19 protein-coding genes are annotated in these 17,133 nt (G+C 48.9%); 17 read left to right on the top strand and 2 right to left on the bottom strand.

What is annotated here, in order from left to right; translation table 11 throughout:
* Positions 1–62 precede the first annotated feature (62 nt).
* Positions 63–1,040, top strand: coding sequence for an ion channel (locus tag F0265_RS10000; RefSeq protein WP_171748725.1), 978 nt, complete (start codon positions 63–65; stop codon positions 1,038–1,040).
* Here the strand turns inward: F0265_RS10000 and F0265_RS09995 are convergent.
* Entirely contained in the window at positions 1,037–1,588 is a 552-nt protein-coding gene (locus F0265_RS09995; protein WP_216607815.1) for a hypothetical protein, read from the bottom strand. The two genes, F0265_RS10000 and F0265_RS09995, sit on opposite strands and share 4 nt — an antisense overlap.
* 116 nt (positions 1,589–1,704) lie before the next feature.
* Between F0265_RS09995 and F0265_RS09990 the strand changes: the two genes are divergently transcribed.
* The 16 genes from F0265_RS09990 (at position 1,705) to F0265_RS09915 (ending at position 15,954) form a co-directional block, all read left to right on the top strand.
* Positions 1,705–2,973 (top strand): O-acetylhomoserine aminocarboxypropyltransferase/cysteine synthase, encoded by a 1,269-nt coding sequence (locus tag F0265_RS09990; RefSeq protein ID WP_171748724.1) that lies wholly within the window; start codon positions 1,705–1,707, stop codon positions 2,971–2,973.
* A gap of 251 nt (positions 2,974–3,224) precedes the next feature.
* The gene (gene phnC / locus F0265_RS09985) at positions 3,225–4,037 is read left to right on the top strand and encodes a phosphonate ABC transporter ATP-binding protein (protein WP_171748723.1); all 813 of its coding nucleotides are present in this window, start codon (positions 3,225–3,227) and stop codon (positions 4,035–4,037) included.
* Between the two features lie 16 nt (positions 4,038–4,053).
* The gene (gene phnD / locus F0265_RS09980) at positions 4,054–5,049 is read left to right on the top strand and encodes a phosphonate ABC transporter substrate-binding protein (protein WP_171748722.1); all 996 of its coding nucleotides are present in this window, start codon (positions 4,054–4,056) and stop codon (positions 5,047–5,049) included.
* Between the two features lie 54 nt (positions 5,050–5,103).
* Positions 5,104–5,892 (top strand): phosphonate ABC transporter, permease protein PhnE, encoded by a 789-nt coding sequence (gene phnE, locus F0265_RS09975; RefSeq protein ID WP_171748721.1) that lies wholly within the window; start codon positions 5,104–5,106, stop codon positions 5,890–5,892.
* A 67-nt stretch (positions 5,893–5,959) separates the two neighbouring features.
* The gene (gene phnF, locus F0265_RS09970) at positions 5,960–6,655 is read left to right on the top strand and encodes a phosphonate metabolism transcriptional regulator PhnF (protein ID WP_171748780.1); all 696 of its coding nucleotides are present in this window, start codon (positions 5,960–5,962) and stop codon (positions 6,653–6,655) included.
* On the top strand, positions 6,656–7,102 hold the full coding sequence (phnG, locus tag F0265_RS09965) for a phosphonate C-P lyase system protein PhnG (RefSeq protein ID WP_171748720.1): 447 nt from the start codon (positions 6,656–6,658) through the stop codon (positions 7,100–7,102).
* Positions 7,103–7,144: 42 nt separating this feature from the next.
* On the top strand, positions 7,145–7,765 hold the full coding sequence (gene phnH, locus F0265_RS09960) for a phosphonate C-P lyase system protein PhnH (RefSeq protein WP_171748719.1): 621 nt from the start codon (positions 7,145–7,147) through the stop codon (positions 7,763–7,765).
* Positions 7,750–8,856, top strand: a complete 1,107-nt coding sequence (locus tag F0265_RS09955) for a carbon-phosphorus lyase complex subunit PhnI (protein ID WP_171748718.1) — start codon at positions 7,750–7,752, stop codon at positions 8,854–8,856. Before phnH ends, F0265_RS09955 begins: the two co-directional genes overlap by 16 nt.
* Positions 8,856–9,728 carry an alpha-D-ribose 1-methylphosphonate 5-phosphate C-P-lyase PhnJ gene (locus F0265_RS09950; RefSeq protein ID WP_171748717.1) on the top strand — a complete coding sequence of 291 codons (873 nt, stop codon included), beginning with the start codon at positions 8,856–8,858 and terminating at the stop codon, positions 9,726–9,728. Before F0265_RS09955 ends, F0265_RS09950 begins: the two co-directional genes overlap by 1 nt.
* Positions 9,725–10,552, top strand: coding sequence for a phosphonate C-P lyase system protein PhnK (gene phnK, locus F0265_RS09945; protein WP_171748716.1), 828 nt, complete (start codon positions 9,725–9,727; stop codon positions 10,550–10,552). The genes F0265_RS09950 and phnK overlap by 4 nt, the downstream gene beginning before the upstream one ends.
* A gap of 11 nt (positions 10,553–10,563) precedes the next feature.
* Positions 10,564–11,289 (top strand): phosphonate C-P lyase system protein PhnL, encoded by a 726-nt coding sequence (phnL, locus tag F0265_RS09940; RefSeq protein WP_171748715.1) that lies wholly within the window; start codon positions 10,564–10,566, stop codon positions 11,287–11,289.
* Between the two features lie 15 nt (positions 11,290–11,304).
* On the top strand, positions 11,305–12,438 hold the full coding sequence (gene phnM, locus F0265_RS09935; RefSeq protein ID WP_171748714.1) for an alpha-D-ribose 1-methylphosphonate 5-triphosphate diphosphatase: 1,134 nt from the start codon (positions 11,305–11,307) through the stop codon (positions 12,436–12,438).
* A 21-nt stretch (positions 12,439–12,459) separates the two neighbouring features.
* On the top strand, positions 12,460–13,086 hold the full coding sequence (gene phnN / locus F0265_RS09930; protein ID WP_171748779.1) for a ribose 1,5-bisphosphokinase: 627 nt from the start codon (positions 12,460–12,462) through the stop codon (positions 13,084–13,086).
* A complete protein-coding gene (phnP, locus tag F0265_RS09925) occupies positions 13,083–13,850 on the top strand; it encodes a phosphonate metabolism protein PhnP (protein WP_171748713.1) in 768 nt (255 codons plus the stop codon). The genes phnN and phnP overlap by 4 nt, the downstream gene beginning before the upstream one ends.
* Entirely contained in the window at positions 13,847–14,485 is a 639-nt protein-coding gene (locus F0265_RS09920) for a DapH/DapD/GlmU-related protein (RefSeq protein ID WP_171748712.1), read from the top strand. Before phnP ends, F0265_RS09920 begins: the two co-directional genes overlap by 4 nt.
* A 497-nt stretch (positions 14,486–14,982) precedes the next feature.
* Positions 14,983–15,954: a chemotaxis protein gene (locus tag F0265_RS09915; RefSeq protein ID WP_171748711.1), complete on the top strand. Its 972-nt coding sequence runs from the start codon at positions 14,983–14,985 to the stop codon at positions 15,952–15,954.
* On the opposite strand, the gene F0265_RS09910 is transcribed toward F0265_RS09915, so the two are convergent.
* Positions 15,951–16,715, bottom strand: a complete 765-nt coding sequence (locus F0265_RS09910; RefSeq protein WP_171748710.1) for a 1-acylglycerol-3-phosphate O-acyltransferase — start codon at positions 16,713–16,715, stop codon at positions 15,951–15,953. The two genes, F0265_RS09915 and F0265_RS09910, sit on opposite strands and share 4 nt — an antisense overlap.
* Positions 16,716–17,133: the final 418 nt, after the last annotated feature.

Here is a 17,133-nt window from a genome sequence, read left to right as displayed (position 1 = left end):
CCCACTACACTTAATAGAGTCAGCAAGCGTCAGTTTGCTGACGTGCTTACGGGGCAGCGCATATGAAATCTACACAAGGCCAATGCAGCTATCAAAATCCTGATGGCTGGTGCTGCGATCAACCGTGTGGAGAGTCAGGACTGTGTTACTGGCATGATCCCAAAGTCGATAAAAGCAAAGATGATATAAAAGACAAGGTTGAACAATGGGCCGCAGCGGGTAAACCTTTAGACGGATTTCAGTTGGCAAAAACGGACTTGGTTGATATCAATTTGGTCAATCGAGGCTGCAAAGAAGGCTATTCATGTCGCAACGTGGATTTTTACCGCGCGGATCTGACCGATGCACACTTTTTCGGTCTGGACTTGCGTGGCTCCTCCCTAATGAAATCAAAGATGTTGGGGGCTAATCTTCATTGTGCAAAACTAGATAACTGCAACTTACTGGGTGCCGATCTTGGCCGGGCGAAGCTGGAAAATGTTGAGTGGGGGACGTACCTCAAGCAGGAGCAGCAAGCCAGGCAAGCGCGTAAAAAGCGAAAGTACAAAGAATCCGCCTCTCTGTACCAAGAAGCGGAAGAAGTGTGTCGCAATATACGCAAACAGTGTGAAAAGCAGGGGCTGTTTGAAATGGCGGGCGACTTCTTCAAGCGAGAGATGCGTTTTCGTCGCTATCAGATGCCTAAGTTCAGCATAAAGCGGATCGTGTCTAAAGTCGTCGATCTGTTTTGTGGCTATGGCGAAGACCCAATGCGGGTTGTGGGCTTTTCCATCTTCTTGATATTAGTCTGTGCGATGGCGTATTTCTTTTTGGATACCACAGGCGCACACCCGATATACGAAGATCTCAGTGGCTGGCAGTTCTATCTGTTTGAATTCCTTAACTCGCTTTACTTTAGCGTCGTCACATTTACCACTCTGGGTTATGGGGATATCTCGCCCGTCGGGGTTGCGAGGTTTATCGCTGCCTTCGAAGCGTTTCTCGGCAGCTTTACCATGGCGTTGTTTGTGGTGGTGTTCGTGAAGAAAATGACGCGTTAGAGACTGCGATAATGTTGTACCAACCAGTTTTCAGCATCGATCTCATCCGCTTTAAACTGGTTGGAAAAGTGCTCGATCAGCGCAGATAAATACTCGCCAGAGTCACACATGGTATCAAACAATAAATCTTGGGAAGCGGCCAACGGCCCTGCCTGAGGTTGGGCTTTGGCTGCCAGTAGCACGGGAACCATGTACAGCGCTTTATTGAGAGGCGTAAGATCTTTCAACTGGCGGGCTGCCTGATAAACGCGGGTTATCGAGTCCGCCTGATACTCATTACTCTCAAGTTCAAGTTGAATGACAAATACGATTCCACGATAAAGCACTACAGCGTCAATCTCTTCACTGTCTAGATCCATTGGTAAGCGTAATATCACTTGTCCGGCTAAATGTGGCAGCGCTGTTAGTTGTTTTTGCAGCAGGGCTATTTTGTCTTGCCACACTTGTTTCTCAGCTGGCGTAAACAACGAGAGATCCGTTATGTTGGCCGTGTCCAGTTGGTGACAAAAGGTATAAAGAGGCGTATTTAGCAGAATCTTGTCAGTCATGATTTTCAAGGGTTTAGTGTGAATGCATTCACAGTATGATTAAGTTTTGAACACAATATGGATGTTTATTGATAAGACATTAATTCCACATTTATTCGCTTGCCCAAGGAAGGTATATGAAAGACGAAACCTTATCAATTCACTTTGGTTATGAAACTGACCCAACCACCAAATCGGTAGCAACGCCTATCTATCAGACGGTTGCCTACGAGTTTGACAACGCTCAACATGGCGCTGATTTGTTTAACCTCGAAGTACCGGGGAACATCTACACCCGGATTATGAACCCGACCAATGATGTGCTGGAAAAACGTATGGCTGCGCTGGAAGGGGGGATTGCAGGTCTGGTGGTCAGTGCGGGGAGCGCGGCGATCAACTACGCGATTCTGACGCTGGCTCAGACTGGTGACAACATCATTTCGACTCCTCAGCTTTATGGTGGTACCTACACGCTGTTCGCCCATATGTTGCCCAACCAAGGTATCGAGGTGAAATTCGCGAAGGACGATAAACCTGAAAGTCTCGCTGAACTGATCGATGACAACACTAAAGCGATTTACTGTGAAAGTATCGGTAACCCGGCAGGTAACATTATTGATTTAGAGCGTGTTGCGGAGCTGGCTCATGCCAAAGGAGTTCCAGTGATTGTCGATAATACAGTGGCGACTCCAGCGCTATGTAAGCCAATTGAGTTTGGTGCCGATATTGTCGTTCACTCCTTAACGAAATATGTGGGCGGGCACGGAACGACGTTGGGCGGCATCATTATCGATTCCGGTAAATTCCCTTGGGCGCAGTACAAAGACCGCTTCCCTGTCTTTAATCAGCCCGAACCGTCTTACCATGGCGTGGTGTACAGCGAAGCGTTTGGTGAGGCAGCCTTCATTGGTCGAGCTAGGACAGTACCACTGCGTAACACTGGCGCCGCGTTATCACCAATGAATGCCTTTATGCTGATCCAAGGGCTGGAAACCCTATCTCTGCGTATGGAGCGTCATACAGAAAATGCGCTCAAAGTGGCAGAATTCCTCAACCAGCACGACAAAGTCAGTTGGGTGAGCTATGCGGGCTTACCAACCTCAGAGCATTACCCGTTGGCTGAGAAGTACATGAAAGGTAAACCTTCGGCGATTCTGTCTTTTGGTCTTAAAGATGGCTACGACGCCGGAGTACGTTTCTATGATGCACTGAAAATCTTTAAGCGACTGGTCAACATCGGTGATGCCAAATCCCTGGCTTGCCATCCCGCTTCCACTACCCACCGCCAGTTAAGCGAAGCAGAGCAACAGCAAGCTGGTGTTTCGCCGGAAATGATTCGACTTTCTGTGGGCATTGAGCACATTGATGACATTCTTGCGGATCTGGAACAGGCACTGAGTGCTTAAGATTACCGTAACTGGATGAGCGCCTCCCGATGAGGCGCTTTTTTTATATCAAATTACTATGAATTCTCACTGTATATAAGTCTGGTTGCTTCCTGCGGCTGATTGATTTTTTCATGAATAAAAACAGCCAATTATGCTTGTCTAGACAAGTGCGCATTGAATTTACTATGTTGCAATTTTGCAAGAAAACAGACACTTAACTTTAATATTTACGCTTCAAAGTGGCCCTAAATCCAAAAGGGACATTGACGATGAACAACATCATTGAAGTGAAAAAGGTCAACAAAACATTCGGTGAAAATAAAGCACTGGATGACATCAACCTGACCATTAGTAGCCGCAAGATGACGGCTTTACTTGGGCCATCTGGCTCAGGCAAGTCAACTTTGCTACGCCACCTGAGCGGCCTGATTATTGGTGACCGCAATGCCGGCGCTGAAATACAGGTGCTTGGTCAAACCGTCCAAACACAGGGTAAAGCTTCGCGTAATGTGCGCGCCTGTCGAGCTCAGGCGGGGTACATATTCCAACAATTCAATTTGGTTAACCGCCTATCCGTGATGACCAATGTGCTGATCGGAGCCTTAGGTTCTACCGCCAAATGGCGCACGCTGACGGGGTTGTTTACCGCTAAGCAGCAGCATCAAGCACTGGAAGCATTACGTCGAGTCGGCATGGAGCAGTATGCCACGCAGCGTGTAGGTAATTTGTCTGGTGGTCAGCAGCAACGCGTAGCGATTGCTCGCGCATTGATGCAAAACGCACAGATCATTTTTGCCGATGAGCCGATTGCGTCACTCGATCCTGAGTCCGCCCGTGTCGTGATGGAGCTACTACAGGACATCAACGAGAAAGAAGGCATTCCTGTGATTGTGACCTTACATCAGGTTGATCATGCCTTGAAATACTGTGAAAGCATCGTCGCGTTGAAAAATGGCCGCGTGTTCTATCAAGGCCAAAGCGCTCACCTATCTAAAACTCAGCTTGAAGATCTCTATCGTTCGAACACCTCGGACAAGCCCCAAGCCATTCAACCGTCCGACGTGTTAGCCGCGTCGTTTTAATATCAGGAAACTGGACATGTTTGATTCTGTGAAATCGGGACTGAAAAAAGTCACCACGCTGGCAACCTTGCTGATGACCACACTGACAGCGGGTCATGCGCTGGCAAAGGATGAAATTAACTTTGGCATCATTGGAACGGATGCGCAGCAAAACCTGAGCCAGCGCTGGGAGCCATTGCTGAACGATTTAAGCCTAGCACTTGGAGTGCCGGTGAAAGCGTATTTTGCCCCAGACTACGCGGGCATTATTCAGGCACAGCGTTTTGGCAAAATCGACTTTGCCTACTATGGCAATAAAGCGGCAATGGAAGCGGTCGACAGAGCCGATGCTGAGATCTTTGCTCGCTATATCAATGAAGAAGGCTTAGAAGGCTATTACAGCCTGCTGATTGTTAATGCGGATAACGACAACCTTAACTCACTGCAGGATGTCATCGAGCAGCGCCAATCTCTCAAGCTGGGCAATGGCGACCCTAACTCGACATCGGGTTTTTTGGTACCGAACTTCCAAGCTTTTGCCAAAAATGGCATTTCGGCAAACGACTTTGAACGAAACATCATTGCCAGTCATGGCACCAATGTTATGGCCATCGCCAATCAGCAAGTGGATGTCGCCACTAACCATACGATGAACCTAATCCGCATCAAAGAGAGCAATCCTGATTTGTTTAAGAAGCTCAAAGTGGTGTGGCAGTCTGACCTGATCCCTTCTGATGTAGTGACGTACCGTAAGCAGCTTGATCCTGAGCTGAAAAGCAAAGCACGGGCGTTTTTCGTCAATTATGGCAAAGACGGCAATAAGCAGGCACTGGAAAATCTTGGTCTGCTTGCCTGGTCTGGTTTTGCCCCGACCGACAACAATCAGCTCTTGCCAATCCGCCAGATGGATGCGTTCAAAAAACTCGTTGAAGCCCAAAACAACACCAACCTGAGTGACAAGGTGAAAGCAGCACGTGTGGCTAAGTATCAAGCCCAAATCGACAAGCTACAAGCTCAAATGGACGCCCTATAAGGCCAATTAAATTGCGGTGCCACCATGGTGTGGCGCCGAGAAGAGAATAAAACAATGACAGCGACAACTCACAGTTACGAGCCTTCTTCAAAGTTATCAATCAAGAACAGCATTATCGCAGTAGCAGTACTTTTGGTTCTTAGTTGGGCATGGAGAGGTGCAGAAATGGCGCCGATGACCTTCTTAGAGCATCCGGAAAACATGGTTCAGCTATTGAATGATTTTTTTCCGGCCGATTTCAGTGAAAGCAATATCTACCTTCAGGAAATGTTGGTGACGATTCAGGTCGGCATATGGGGCACGGTACTTTCGGTATTGTTTGCGATTCCATTTGGCATCCTCAGTGCCGAAAATCTGATGCCGTCTTGGGTGTCATTTCCTGTTCGTCGTCTGATGGACTGCTTGCGTGCAATCAACGAAATGGTGTTTGCGATGCTGTTTGTAGTGGTGGTGGGACTTGGTCCCTTTGCCGGAGTGATGGCTTTGTTCGTTCATACGACAGGGGTGCTGGCGAAGCTCTTCGCAGAAGCCATTGAAGCCATTGAGCCTGGTCCGGTAGAGGGCGTTAAAGCCACGGGGGCGAACTCGCTGGAAGTGATTCTCTACGGTGTGATTCCACAGGTAATGCCACTTTGGATCTCCTATTCCCTTTACCGATTGGAGTCCAACATTCGCTCAGCAACCGTTGTCGGTATGGTGGGGGCTGGAGGGATTGGTGTCCTACTGTGGCAATCCATTTCAGGATTCCAGCTCCAGCAGACCGCGGCCATCATGGCGATTGTGATTGTCACCGTCAGCATCATCGATTTTGTTTCTCAGATCATTCGCAAGAAGTTTATCTAGGCCAACGTTGGATTGATTTACTTCAACTTGTCTAGATAAGCCAATGCCAAACAAGAAAGAGAATACGATGCCAATTTACTTAGATATTGCGTCCGTCCTAGAAAAGGAAGTCAGTGATTGCTTTGTCCCGGGAGAGTATCTCCCTCCTGAGGCCACTTTAGCCCAGCGATTCTCGGTTAACCGCCACACGCTTCGCCGTGCCATTGATGAGCTGGTGAACAATGGCTTGGTTCAGCGCCATCAAGGTAAAGGCAATATGGTGGTACGCCAGCCAAAAGAGTATCGCCTGCACTCTGGGGCGCACTTTACTAAAAACCTGATAGAGCAGGGCGCCATGCCCCGTAGTGAGGTGCTTCAGTCACGAATGATCTCCGCTTCACCCAAGATCGCGCGGTATTTGGGGATTGATGAAGGGAGCAAGATCATCCACATCCGCACTTTGCGCAAAACGGAAGAGTCACCACGCACCATTATTGACCACTACCTGTCCGATACCACCTGGTGGCCAGTGTTGAAAAACTTCACCAATGGTTCGCTGCATCAATTTATTCAGCGTGGGCTGGATATCAGTCTGGAACGGAAAGAGACCCGAGTCGGTGCAAAGATTCCATCCAATGAAGAGTGTCGTTTGCTGCAGATCAGCACCAACACTCCGCTACTCAAAATTAAAACCACCAATGTCATCAAAGGCACGGAAACCATTGCGGAATTCTCCACTTCCCATACCCGTGCAGATGCAACTGAAATCGTTATGGAGCACTAAATGACAGCTTTGAAAGAGCGACAAAAATGGATGTCTGTACTCGCACAGAGTCAGTTCTCGGAGCTGAAATCGCGTTGGGACACGCTGGCTCTGGCCCCTGAGTACGCCATGGTTCGTCAGTCAGAAATAGGGTTAGCACAAGTGAGGGCTCGAATGGGTTCTACGGGGCGTCAATTCAACGTGGGCGATGCCACCATTACCCGAGCTGTGATCAAACTCAGCAGTGGAGAGCTTGGCTACAGCTACCTTCAGGGGCGCAACAAACCCCATGCAGAATTAGCGGCTGTGATAGACGCTTTGATGCAAAACGACCAGTACCTCGAAGTGCTCAACAGTCAGTTGATTGAGCCGCTGGCCGCCCTTAAGCATGAGCGTGACTCACAACGTGCTCAAGAAGTGGCGTCGAGCAAAGTGGACTTTTTCACCATGGTTCGTGGCGAAGATTAACACCGCCCACCAATCACCCATAAAACAGGTTAAATACATTCCATGAGTATGATTTCTCCTGCATTTCAAGATGCAGTTCATGATAGCCAGCAGTGTTTTCGCTTGCTGCTTAAAGCCATGTCCGAGCCGGGAAAAGTGGTCACCCTCGACCGTTGTGATGGCTTCGGTTCTCTGGTCAGTAGTGCGACTCAAACCCTTTTAGCGATGGCAGATAACGCTACCGCTGTTTGGTTATCGCCTTCTCTGAGCGCGGATAGCGCGGTCACCGAAAATATCAAATTCCACATTGGATCGCCGTTGGTCGAACACCCTCAGCAAGCCAGTTTTGCGGTATTTTCTGCGCGAGACAACCAGCAGCACAATTGGTCTCAGTTGACATTCAATCCCGGTAACGAAGAGTACCCAGACCTCTCAACCACCGTCATTGTCGAGTTGGATAACCTAGATGCCGGAACGGAACTCACTTTGAGTGGCCCGGGGATTGAATCACAGCGAACCATCTACTTATGTGGCGCTTCGGTGGAACTGCTGGCGTTTCTGCAAACCCGTCAGGCCTCGATGCCCTTTCCATTGGGAATCGATTTTATCTTTGTGGCAAATCAGCAGGTGCTGTGTGTACCTCGCACGACAAAAGTGGAGGTCACACCATGTACGTTGCCGTAAAAGGGGGCGAGAAAGCCATCCGTCTTGCTCACCAGCTTCAGGCGAAAAAACGCCGTGGTAACACGGCATTGCCAGAGTTGAATGTTGATCAAATTCAGGAACAGTTGGCCGGTTCTGTGGACAGAGTGATGACCGAAGGCGGGATTTACGACAAGCAATTGGCTGCCTTAGCGATCAAGCAAGCCGCTGGCGATTTGGTGGAAGCGATCTTTTTGCTGCGTGCTTACCGGACCACGCTACCGCGATTGCTCACTGCGCAGCCAGTCAATACCAGCGAGATGCGTATCGAGCGTCGTATTTCCGCGACCTACAAAGATCTGCCGGGCGGACAAATTCTCGGCCCAACCTATGACTACACTCATCGCCTATTGGATTTTTCCTTACTGGCGGAAGGCGAATCGGTACACATGCCACTTAATCCTGAGGCTGACAGCGAACCATGCCCACAAGTCTCGGGCATCTTAGAAAACCTCGACATGATGTTGAGCGAAGAGGATGACCATCAAACGCCGCAAGACATCACGGTTAATCCGGTGAACTACCCCTGTGACCGCAGCGCTCGTCTGCAAAACTTGGTGCGTGGGGATGAAGGTTTTTTATTGGCCCTGAGTTATTCCACTCAGCGTGGCTATGGTCGCACCCACCCATTTGCCGGAGAGATTCGTAGCGGTTTTGTCAGCTTGTCTTTGGAACCGGAAGAGCTCGGTTTTAGCATCGACGTGGGTGAAATTGAGGTGACTGAGTGCCAGATGATCAATGGCTTTGTCGGGGCAAAACAAATCAAGCCTAAACTCACTCGTGGCTATGGCCTGACCTTTGGTGCCACTGAGCGCAAAGCGATGTCTATGGCGCTCGTCGACCGCGCGCTACAAGCCGCCGAGTACGATGAATCGGTCGACAGCCCAGCGCAGGATGAAGAGTTTGTCTTGTCGCATTCAGATAACGTCGAAGCCGCAGGTTTTGTCTCTCATCTTAAATTACCGCACTACGTTGATTTCCAGTCTGAGCTGGAGCTTTTGCGCAAAATGCATAAGGAACATGACGAGCTGATGGCCCAACAAAGCAACAACAATACACAGGAAGGCGAGTGATGAATGCACTAAATCAACAGCTAGCCGGATCGCAAGGAGCGGCAGGTTACAACTTCGGGTATCTGGATGAGCAGACGAAGCGAATGATTCGCCGAGCGTTGCTAAAAGCCGTGGCGATCCCAGGCTATCAGGTGCCTTTTGGTGGCCGCGAAATGCCGATGCCTTATGGTTGGGGGACGGGAGGTGTGCAGATCACCGCTGCCATTATTGGCTTGCCTGACACACTCAAAGTGATCGATCAGGGGGCTGACGATACCACTAACGCCGTGTCTATCCGTGAATTTTTCCGCACCATCGCAAGTGCAAAAACAACCGAGCAGACGGCGGAGGCCAGCATCATACAGACGCGTCACCGTATTCCGGAAACCGCGCTCGAAGAAGATCAAATACTGGTGTATCAAGTGCCAATCCCGGAGCCACTGCGTTTTATTGAACCTCGTGAAACGGAAACGCGCAAAATGCATGCCCTACAGGAGTACGGCATCATGCATGTCAAACTCTATGAAGACATAGCTCGATTTGGTCATATTTCAACGGCTTATGCCTATCCGGTGCGTGTGAATGATCGCTACATCATGGACCCATCCCCGATTCCAAAATTCGATAACCCGAAAATGAATCATATGGCCGCACTGCAGTTGTTTGGTGCGGGGCGCGAAAAGCGTATTTACGCCATTCCACCTTATACAAAAGTTCACAGTCTCGACTTCGAGGACCACCCATTTGAAATCCAGAAATGGGACGAACCGTGCGCAATCTGTGGTTCCAAAGAGACTTTCCTCGATGAGGTTGTGATGGACGATCAAGGCACGCACATGTTCGTGTGCTCTGACACGGATTACTGTCGCCAGCAGCAGGAGAAACAAGCATGAACAGTGTGTCATTAATGAGTGAAGACCAAGTGATTAGTGAACAGCCGCTGTTGTCGGTTCGCAACCTGAGCAAACTCTATGCACCGGGAAAAGGCTTTCAGAACGTGTCGTTCGATCTGTATCCGGGTGAAGTGTTGGGCATTGTTGGCGAGTCCGGCTCAGGCAAAAGTACCTTACTCAAATCCCTGTCAGGACGACAGGTACCGGATGAGGGGGAAGTGTTGTATCTCCATGGTGATGCAGTCAATCAGATCACTCAGTTAGAAGATTTGTATCAGATGGCGGAAAGTCAGCGTCGTCAACTGCTGCGTACAGAGTGGGGTGTGGTTCATCAACACCCAATGGATGGTCTGCGTGGGCGAGTATCGGCCGGCGGTAACATAGGCGAACGTCTGATGGCGGTGGGTGAGCGTAACTACAGCGCGATTCGTGAGAAATCGGCCAAATGGCTCGGTGACGTCGAGATCCCTGATGATCGCATCGATGATATGCCGATCACTTTTTCCGGGGGGATGCAGCAGCGATTGCAGATTGCCCGCAATCTGGTCACGCATCCAAAGCTGATTTTTATGGATGAGCCGACCGGTGGTCTGGATGTTTCGGTACAAGCGAAATTGCTCGATCTATTGCGTCGTTTGGTGACGGAACTGGAACTGGCAGTAGTGATTGTGACTCACGATTTGGCAGTGGCAAGATTGCTGGCTCACCGCTTGATGGTGATGCGTCGCAGTGAAGTGGTGGAAAGCGGCCTGACCGATCAAGTGCTGGATGATCCGCAGCACCCCTACACTCAACTACTGGTTTCTTCGGTATTGCAGAATTAAGGACAGAGACGATGAACAGCCAACTTAAGGTAAAAAATGTCAGCAAGACCTTTGTACTGCATAACCAGAGCGGCATTGAGCTTCCGGTACTGACAGGTGCGAGCTTTTCCGTTGATGGCGGCGAGTGCGTGGTACTCCATGGTCACTCTGGCTCCGGCAAGTCGACCTTGTTACGAGCGCTCTACGCGAACTATCTGGTGGATCACGGTTCGATTGAAGTTGACCATCAAGGGCAGTGGATTGATTTGGTTACAGCATCCCCACGTGATGTTCTGAATATACGCAAACACACGATTGGCTGGGTCAGTCAGTTTTTACGTGTTATTCCCCGCATCAGTGCATTAGAGGTTGTGATGCAGCCAGTGATAGAGATGGGTGGTTGTGCACAGCAAGCAGAGCAGAAAGCCAAATCCTTGCTGACGCGCCTTAATGTTCCTGAGCATTTGTGGCACTTGGCGCCTGCGACTTTTTCAGGGGGCGAGCAGCAAAGGGTCAACATTGCGCGTGGCTTTATTGTGGATTACCCCATCTTGCTACTGGATGAGCCGACGGCTTCGCTGGATACAACCAACAGTGCCGTGGTGGTTAGCCTGATTGAAGAAGCCAAAGAACGTGGTGCGGCTATTGTCGGTATCTTCCACGATGAGCACACCCGAGATCAGGTCGCTGATCGCCTGTACGACGTCAGACGGCAACAAGACCAGCCCGTCAAACCATTGACCACAGTGTGTGCATAGAGGGAGTCACGAACGATGATTATTACTAACGTAAATCTGGTATTAGAGAATGAAGTGGTTCGTGGCTCAGTGGAGCTGCGAGATGGTGTTATTGCCAATATGTCTGATACCACAAGCCAACTTCCGGGCGCACTGGATGGCGAGAATGGATTCCTGATGCCGGGGTTGATCGAGCTGCATACCGACAATCTGGAGAAGTATTTTACCCCGAGACCTAAAGTGGATTGGCCACCATTGTCTGCGATGAGTGCCCATGACACTCAGCTGATTGGCTCAGGGATCACAACGGTGCTTGACGCCGTTGCGTTGGGAGATTACCGCGATGGTCATCGTCAGGAGAATCTCGATCAGTTTATCAATACCGTGGTCGAGAGCCAGAAACGCGGTCTGACGCGTGCCGAGCATCGTTTACACCTTCGCTGCGAAGTACCTCATGACAGCACAGTTGGTTTGCTCGAACGTTATATCAATTTGCCAGAGGTGCAGTTGGTTTCACTGATGGACCATGCTCCCGGACAGCGTCAGTTTGTCAATCTGGACAAGTATCGCACCTACTATCAGGGCAAATATGGCCTGAGTGATGAAGAGCTGGTGGATTACGAGAAAGAGCAAATTGAACTGTCTCAGCGCTGGTCTAAGCCTAACCGTGATGAAATTTGCCGTCAGTGTCGTGCGTTAGATATCCCAACAGCGAGTCATGATGATGCGACCTCAGAACATGTGCTGGAGTCGAAGCAGTTGGAGATGGTGATTGCTGAATTTCCTACCACTGTGGAAGCGGCTCAGAAATCCCATGAGCTAGGGCTCAAGGTGATGATGGGGGCGCCTAATGTGGTACGAGGCGGCTCTCACTCGGGCAATGTGGCGGCGCATCAACTGGCGTCACTGGGTGTGTTGGATATTCTGTCTTCTGACTATTATCCGGTCAGTCTGTTGGATGCGATTTTTAAGCTGGTAGAAGACGAACGAAATTCTCTGGATGTTGCTCAGGCAGTGCAGTTGGCCACACGTAACCCTGCTCAGGCACTGGGGCTTGATGATCGCGGTATCGTGGCTGAAGGCAAGCGTGCAGATTTGGTGTTGGCTCATCGTGTGAATGGCCATCAACTGGTGTCACGAGTATGGCGTGAAGGCAAAAAGGTATTCTGAGTGAAGTCGACACACTACACATTGAACCAAAAGGAGGTGCCGCAACCTGCGGCACCAACCAAAGGGCGTTCTAGTGGCCAGCTTTATTACATTATTGGTCCGTCTGGTGCCGGTAAGGACTCATTAATTTCTGCGCTACGAGAGCAATTCGTTGATGACTTAGTCGTCGCACACCGCTATATCACCCGTGCGGCGGATGCGGGCGGCGAAAACCATATCGCCTTGAGTGAAGATGAGTTTTTTGTCCGCTACTCACGCAATATGTTCGCGATGAGTTGGCAGGCACACGGCTTGTGCTACGGCGTTGGTCAGGAAGTGAATCATTGGATGGATTCAGGCTTAAATGTGGTTGTTAATGGTTCGCGCGCCTATCTCAATGCCGCCAAAGAGCGGTTTGGTTCACGATTGATTCCGGTCTTGGTTCATGTCAGCAGTGAGGTTCTTGAAGATCGTCTGCGTGCGCGTGGCCGAGAAGATGAGCAGCAAATAGCGCTTCGCCTCAAGCGAGCCAAGGAATACATCGCTGACAGTGAGCTGTGTCCCCTTTGCATTGATAATAGTGGTTCACTAGCAGAAAGCGTTGCTCAGTTTCGTCATTTGTTGCAGCAAGGGCAGAAGCGACAAGCACTGACGGGAGATGCGGTATGAAGCTGACTCTACTAGGAACAGGTAATAGCGCTATGGTGCCTGTTTATGGCTGTGATTGTTGTGTTTGCTCTGCCGCGCGTGAAAACCCTCAACTGAGACGAGAAAAGTCCTCGGCTTATCTGCACCATAATGGAAAAACGCTGCTGATCGATGCCAATGCACCGGACTTAATGCAGCGTTTTCCAGCTGGTAGCATCGACGCTATTTTGCTGACTCACTATCACATGGATCACGTTCAGAGTCTGTTTGATTTACGTTGGGGAGTCGGGGAGCCCATTAGGGTCATTTCCCCTGATGATCTCTCAGGTTGTGATGACCTCTACAAGCATCCTGGGATTTTAGATTTTTCCCTGCGGGCGGAAGCGTTTCAATCTTTTGAATGGCAAGGGATTAAGATAACACCTTTGCCAATGCTGCATTCAAGAATGTGTTTAGGTTATTGCTTTGAGTATCAGGGAAGACGTCTGGCTTACCTGACGGACACCGCTGGCCTACCAAACTCCACATCTGTCTGGTTGAAAGAGATGGAAGTGGACTGGCTAATCACAGATTGTAATCACCCCCCAGTAGAAGACCCAATAAGTCGTAGTCAGCTTAATCACAATGACTTTTTACATGTGGTGCACATCGATGAGGTGTGCCAACCAAAAAACATCGGTCTTATTCACCTCAGTCACCAAATGATTGATTGGGCAGAACAAAATCCTGATGCCTTGAGTAAACGACTGCGATTATTGAACGATGGCGAGGAAATTTGTTTATGAGCCAGCCTTTATCTCCAACTTTAGATAGTCAGCCAAGCGTCGCACAAACTTGCCGACTGCATCGTGTTGAATTGGGTCGCTGGACCGAAATTGCGGATCGCTGTGTGCTCAATAATGTCGTCGTTGGCGATTACAGCTACATCCAGAATGACAGCAACTTGATGTTTACTGAGGTAGGGAAGTTCACCTCAATCGCCGCTACGGTGCGGCTTAATCCGAGTAATCATCCATGGTGGCGCCCGACGTTGCATCATTTCACTTATCGACCGGGGAAGTATCAACTGGGAGAGAACCCAGCGTCTCTTGATGATGAAGTGTTTGCTTGGCGAGAAGAAGAGAAAGTGATCATCGGCCACGATGTTTGGATTGGTCATGGCGCGATAGTTTTACCCGGTGTCAAAGTGGGGAATGGCGCCATTATTGGGGCCGGAAGTGTTGTGACTAAAGATGTGCCTGCGTACTCTATTGTCGTTGGTAACCCTGCCAGAGTGCTTCGCCCTCGTTTTGAAGATGATAGCTACGGCGAACGGTTGGATAAACTGGCTTGGTGGCATTGGAGTGACGATCAACTAGCAGAAGCTTTGTCATTATTTCAAAAAGACTGTGGTGAATTTCTCGCCTACTTTGAGCGCTAAGCGGAAACTTGAGCAATGGGGAAAACATCCCAACCGTGGATGTTTTCATTCTATCGTCGCTTTCTTCTACGTATGAAATAGATTCCACTTCACATCCTTCCCTCGCCGAGAGCAATGCGATTCAACTATTGCGCGTTGCTGCCGTTATAGTGAAACGAGCCAAGAGTAAGTGCGCTGATTTTAGGTACTTTTCTGTGTTCTCTATTCATCACTTGAAGGCTGAATGGCGCATTTCTGTCTGGTTTAAGGAAAGTTCACCACTCGGGGCTTATACTAGGAGAGATACCCGATGCCTCATCATTGTGTGAGCAACGCAAGAGCTTACATTGAGATTGATGAATTCTTCTGGCATTTATATTGATAAATGAGATAGTTTTACTTTCGCCTCAATCATTAACGAAAACACAAATTCCGAGGCGGCAGATTAAAGGTAGTTACGCGGACGAGAAACACTCCCGCGTAAGTGTGAATAATACCGGGAATGAGTAAAATCAACTATGAGCGTTTCAAGCAGTACAATTCTTACAGAAAGCGGCACAAACGAACTTGAAATTATTGAATTTCATCTAGTCAAACAGATGCCAGATGGCTCGAAAAAGACCTGCTACTATGGCATTAACGTAGCTAAGGTGCGTGAAGTCATACAGGTACCGGAAACGACCGATTACCCGAATGCTCAGCCCCATATGGTCGGTGTATTCTCTTCCCGAGATATTCTTACTCCTCTGGTCGACCTTGCTGGCTGGTTAGGCGTACCAACGAACAAAGATTTAGAGAAGAAGTTTGTCATCGTGACGGATTTCAACCGCATGACCAACGGCTTTTTGATTGACAGCATCAGCCGTATTCACCGTATTTCCTGGAATGATGTTGAATCGCCAAGCCAATTCCTCGAAGCTGGCGAACAGGATTGCGTGGTTGCGGTGGTACGTAAAGACGGCAACCTGATTATGATCCTCGACTTTGAGAAGATCATCGCGGACATCAACCCTGAGCTGAGTATGGAAAAATACGATGTTAAGGTGGATAAAAGTGTCGATCTTAATCAGAAAATGGTGGCTAAGCGTAATGCGAAGACCGTCATGGTGGTGGATGACTCTGCTTTCATTCGCAGCCTGATTCAGGACACATTAAGCTCGGCGGGTTATAACATCATCGCATGTAAAGACGGTGGTGAGGCGCATGAGAAACTGATGGAATTAGCCGAAGTGGCGAAGAAAGAAGAGATTCCGGTGTCTGAGCTTGTTGATGCTGTGGTCACGGACGTTGAAATGCCACGTATGGACGGTATGCACTTAGTCAAGCGTTTACGTGACTCCGAAGCTTACAAAGAACTGCCGATTGTGATGTTCTCGTCCTTGATGAGTGATGACAATCGGGCCAAAGCTCTGGCGTTAGGTGCGAATGACACTATCACCAAGCCAGAGATTGGCCGTATGGTCGCAATGATGGACCAATACATTTTCTAAAGACTGTGCTGCTCTCCTGAAAGCGATTTACTCTTTTGCGCTTCGAGCTGGGCAACTTCGTTGTCCAGCTCTTCTATTTTCGCCGCCATTAATGCGTGGCAATGCTCCGCCAGCTTTCGTGCGTCTTCGATTTTATACCCAGAGACATCGATAGGTTCGAGCATTTCAGAAATCACCACCCCATTGTCGCGACGGTTTAAATCTATCTTGTTGTGAGTAGTGCTTGTACACATTGGGGTAATAGGAACACCCGCTTCAATCGCCATGCGGAATGCGCCAGTCTTAAACGGTAGCAGCCCTCGACCTTTGCTGCGTGTGCCTTCAGGGTACACCCAAACCGACAAATCACGTTGATGAATGGCCTCTGCGACTTGTTTGATGGTATCGCGTGCTTGTGACTTGTTTTCTCGGTTAATCAATATATTGCCAGTGATCCAGTAAAGCTGACCGAAGAAAGGAATCCAGAGTAAGTCCTTTTTACCCAAAGAAACGGTTCGTGGTCTTAGCATTCCGGGCGCTGTGACAAAGTCATAGACGCTTTGGTGATTAGAAATATACACACTGTTCGCCGGTGTTGGTGCGTGTTCTAAGCCTCGCTGTATCAATCGAACACCGATGATCTTTTGCAGTTGGTTAAACCAGCGACAGAAAAAATAGACATGCTTTGGGTTTCTTGGGCTGAACAAGCAATAAATCAAAGCAAACAGAGTAGTGAAGACAACAAAAATCGCAGCCAAAATCAGGCGAATAATACCAAGCAAAACACTTTCCCTCTTTAATACGAGTACATCATGGAACCGATGGAAGCCATTCGGTTTAAGCTAGAGTTTTCAATCTATTTAACTAAATTGCAACAGAAATTGAGTTCAGATGGGGTGAACCTCATCGAGATCTCAATAGTTATATGTGAGTGGTTTTATATTGAGGGGATTATGGTAGCACGTCTCTAATCCAATATAAGAGGTGATCAGCAGAGGGAAGTTATCAAATGGGGTTTTTTAAAGCAGTGTCCACTGGGGGGGCAACCATTGTGTTAGCAACAGGAAAGCTCAACTTCTCCCTGTAGCAGGAATTGTCCTTTATTCATTTTAGTGACTAAATTGTCACTTTCTGATTTGTTGTCGAGTCAGGACTTCTACGATGCTTAATTGTTAATAATATCATCTTTCCCCTTTTTGG

This window comes from Vibrio sp. RE88, assembly GCF_013113835.1.
Classification (GTDB): Bacteria; Pseudomonadota; Gammaproteobacteria; order Enterobacterales; family Vibrionaceae; genus Vibrio.
This window is presented reverse-complemented; position numbering and strand designations above follow the sequence as displayed.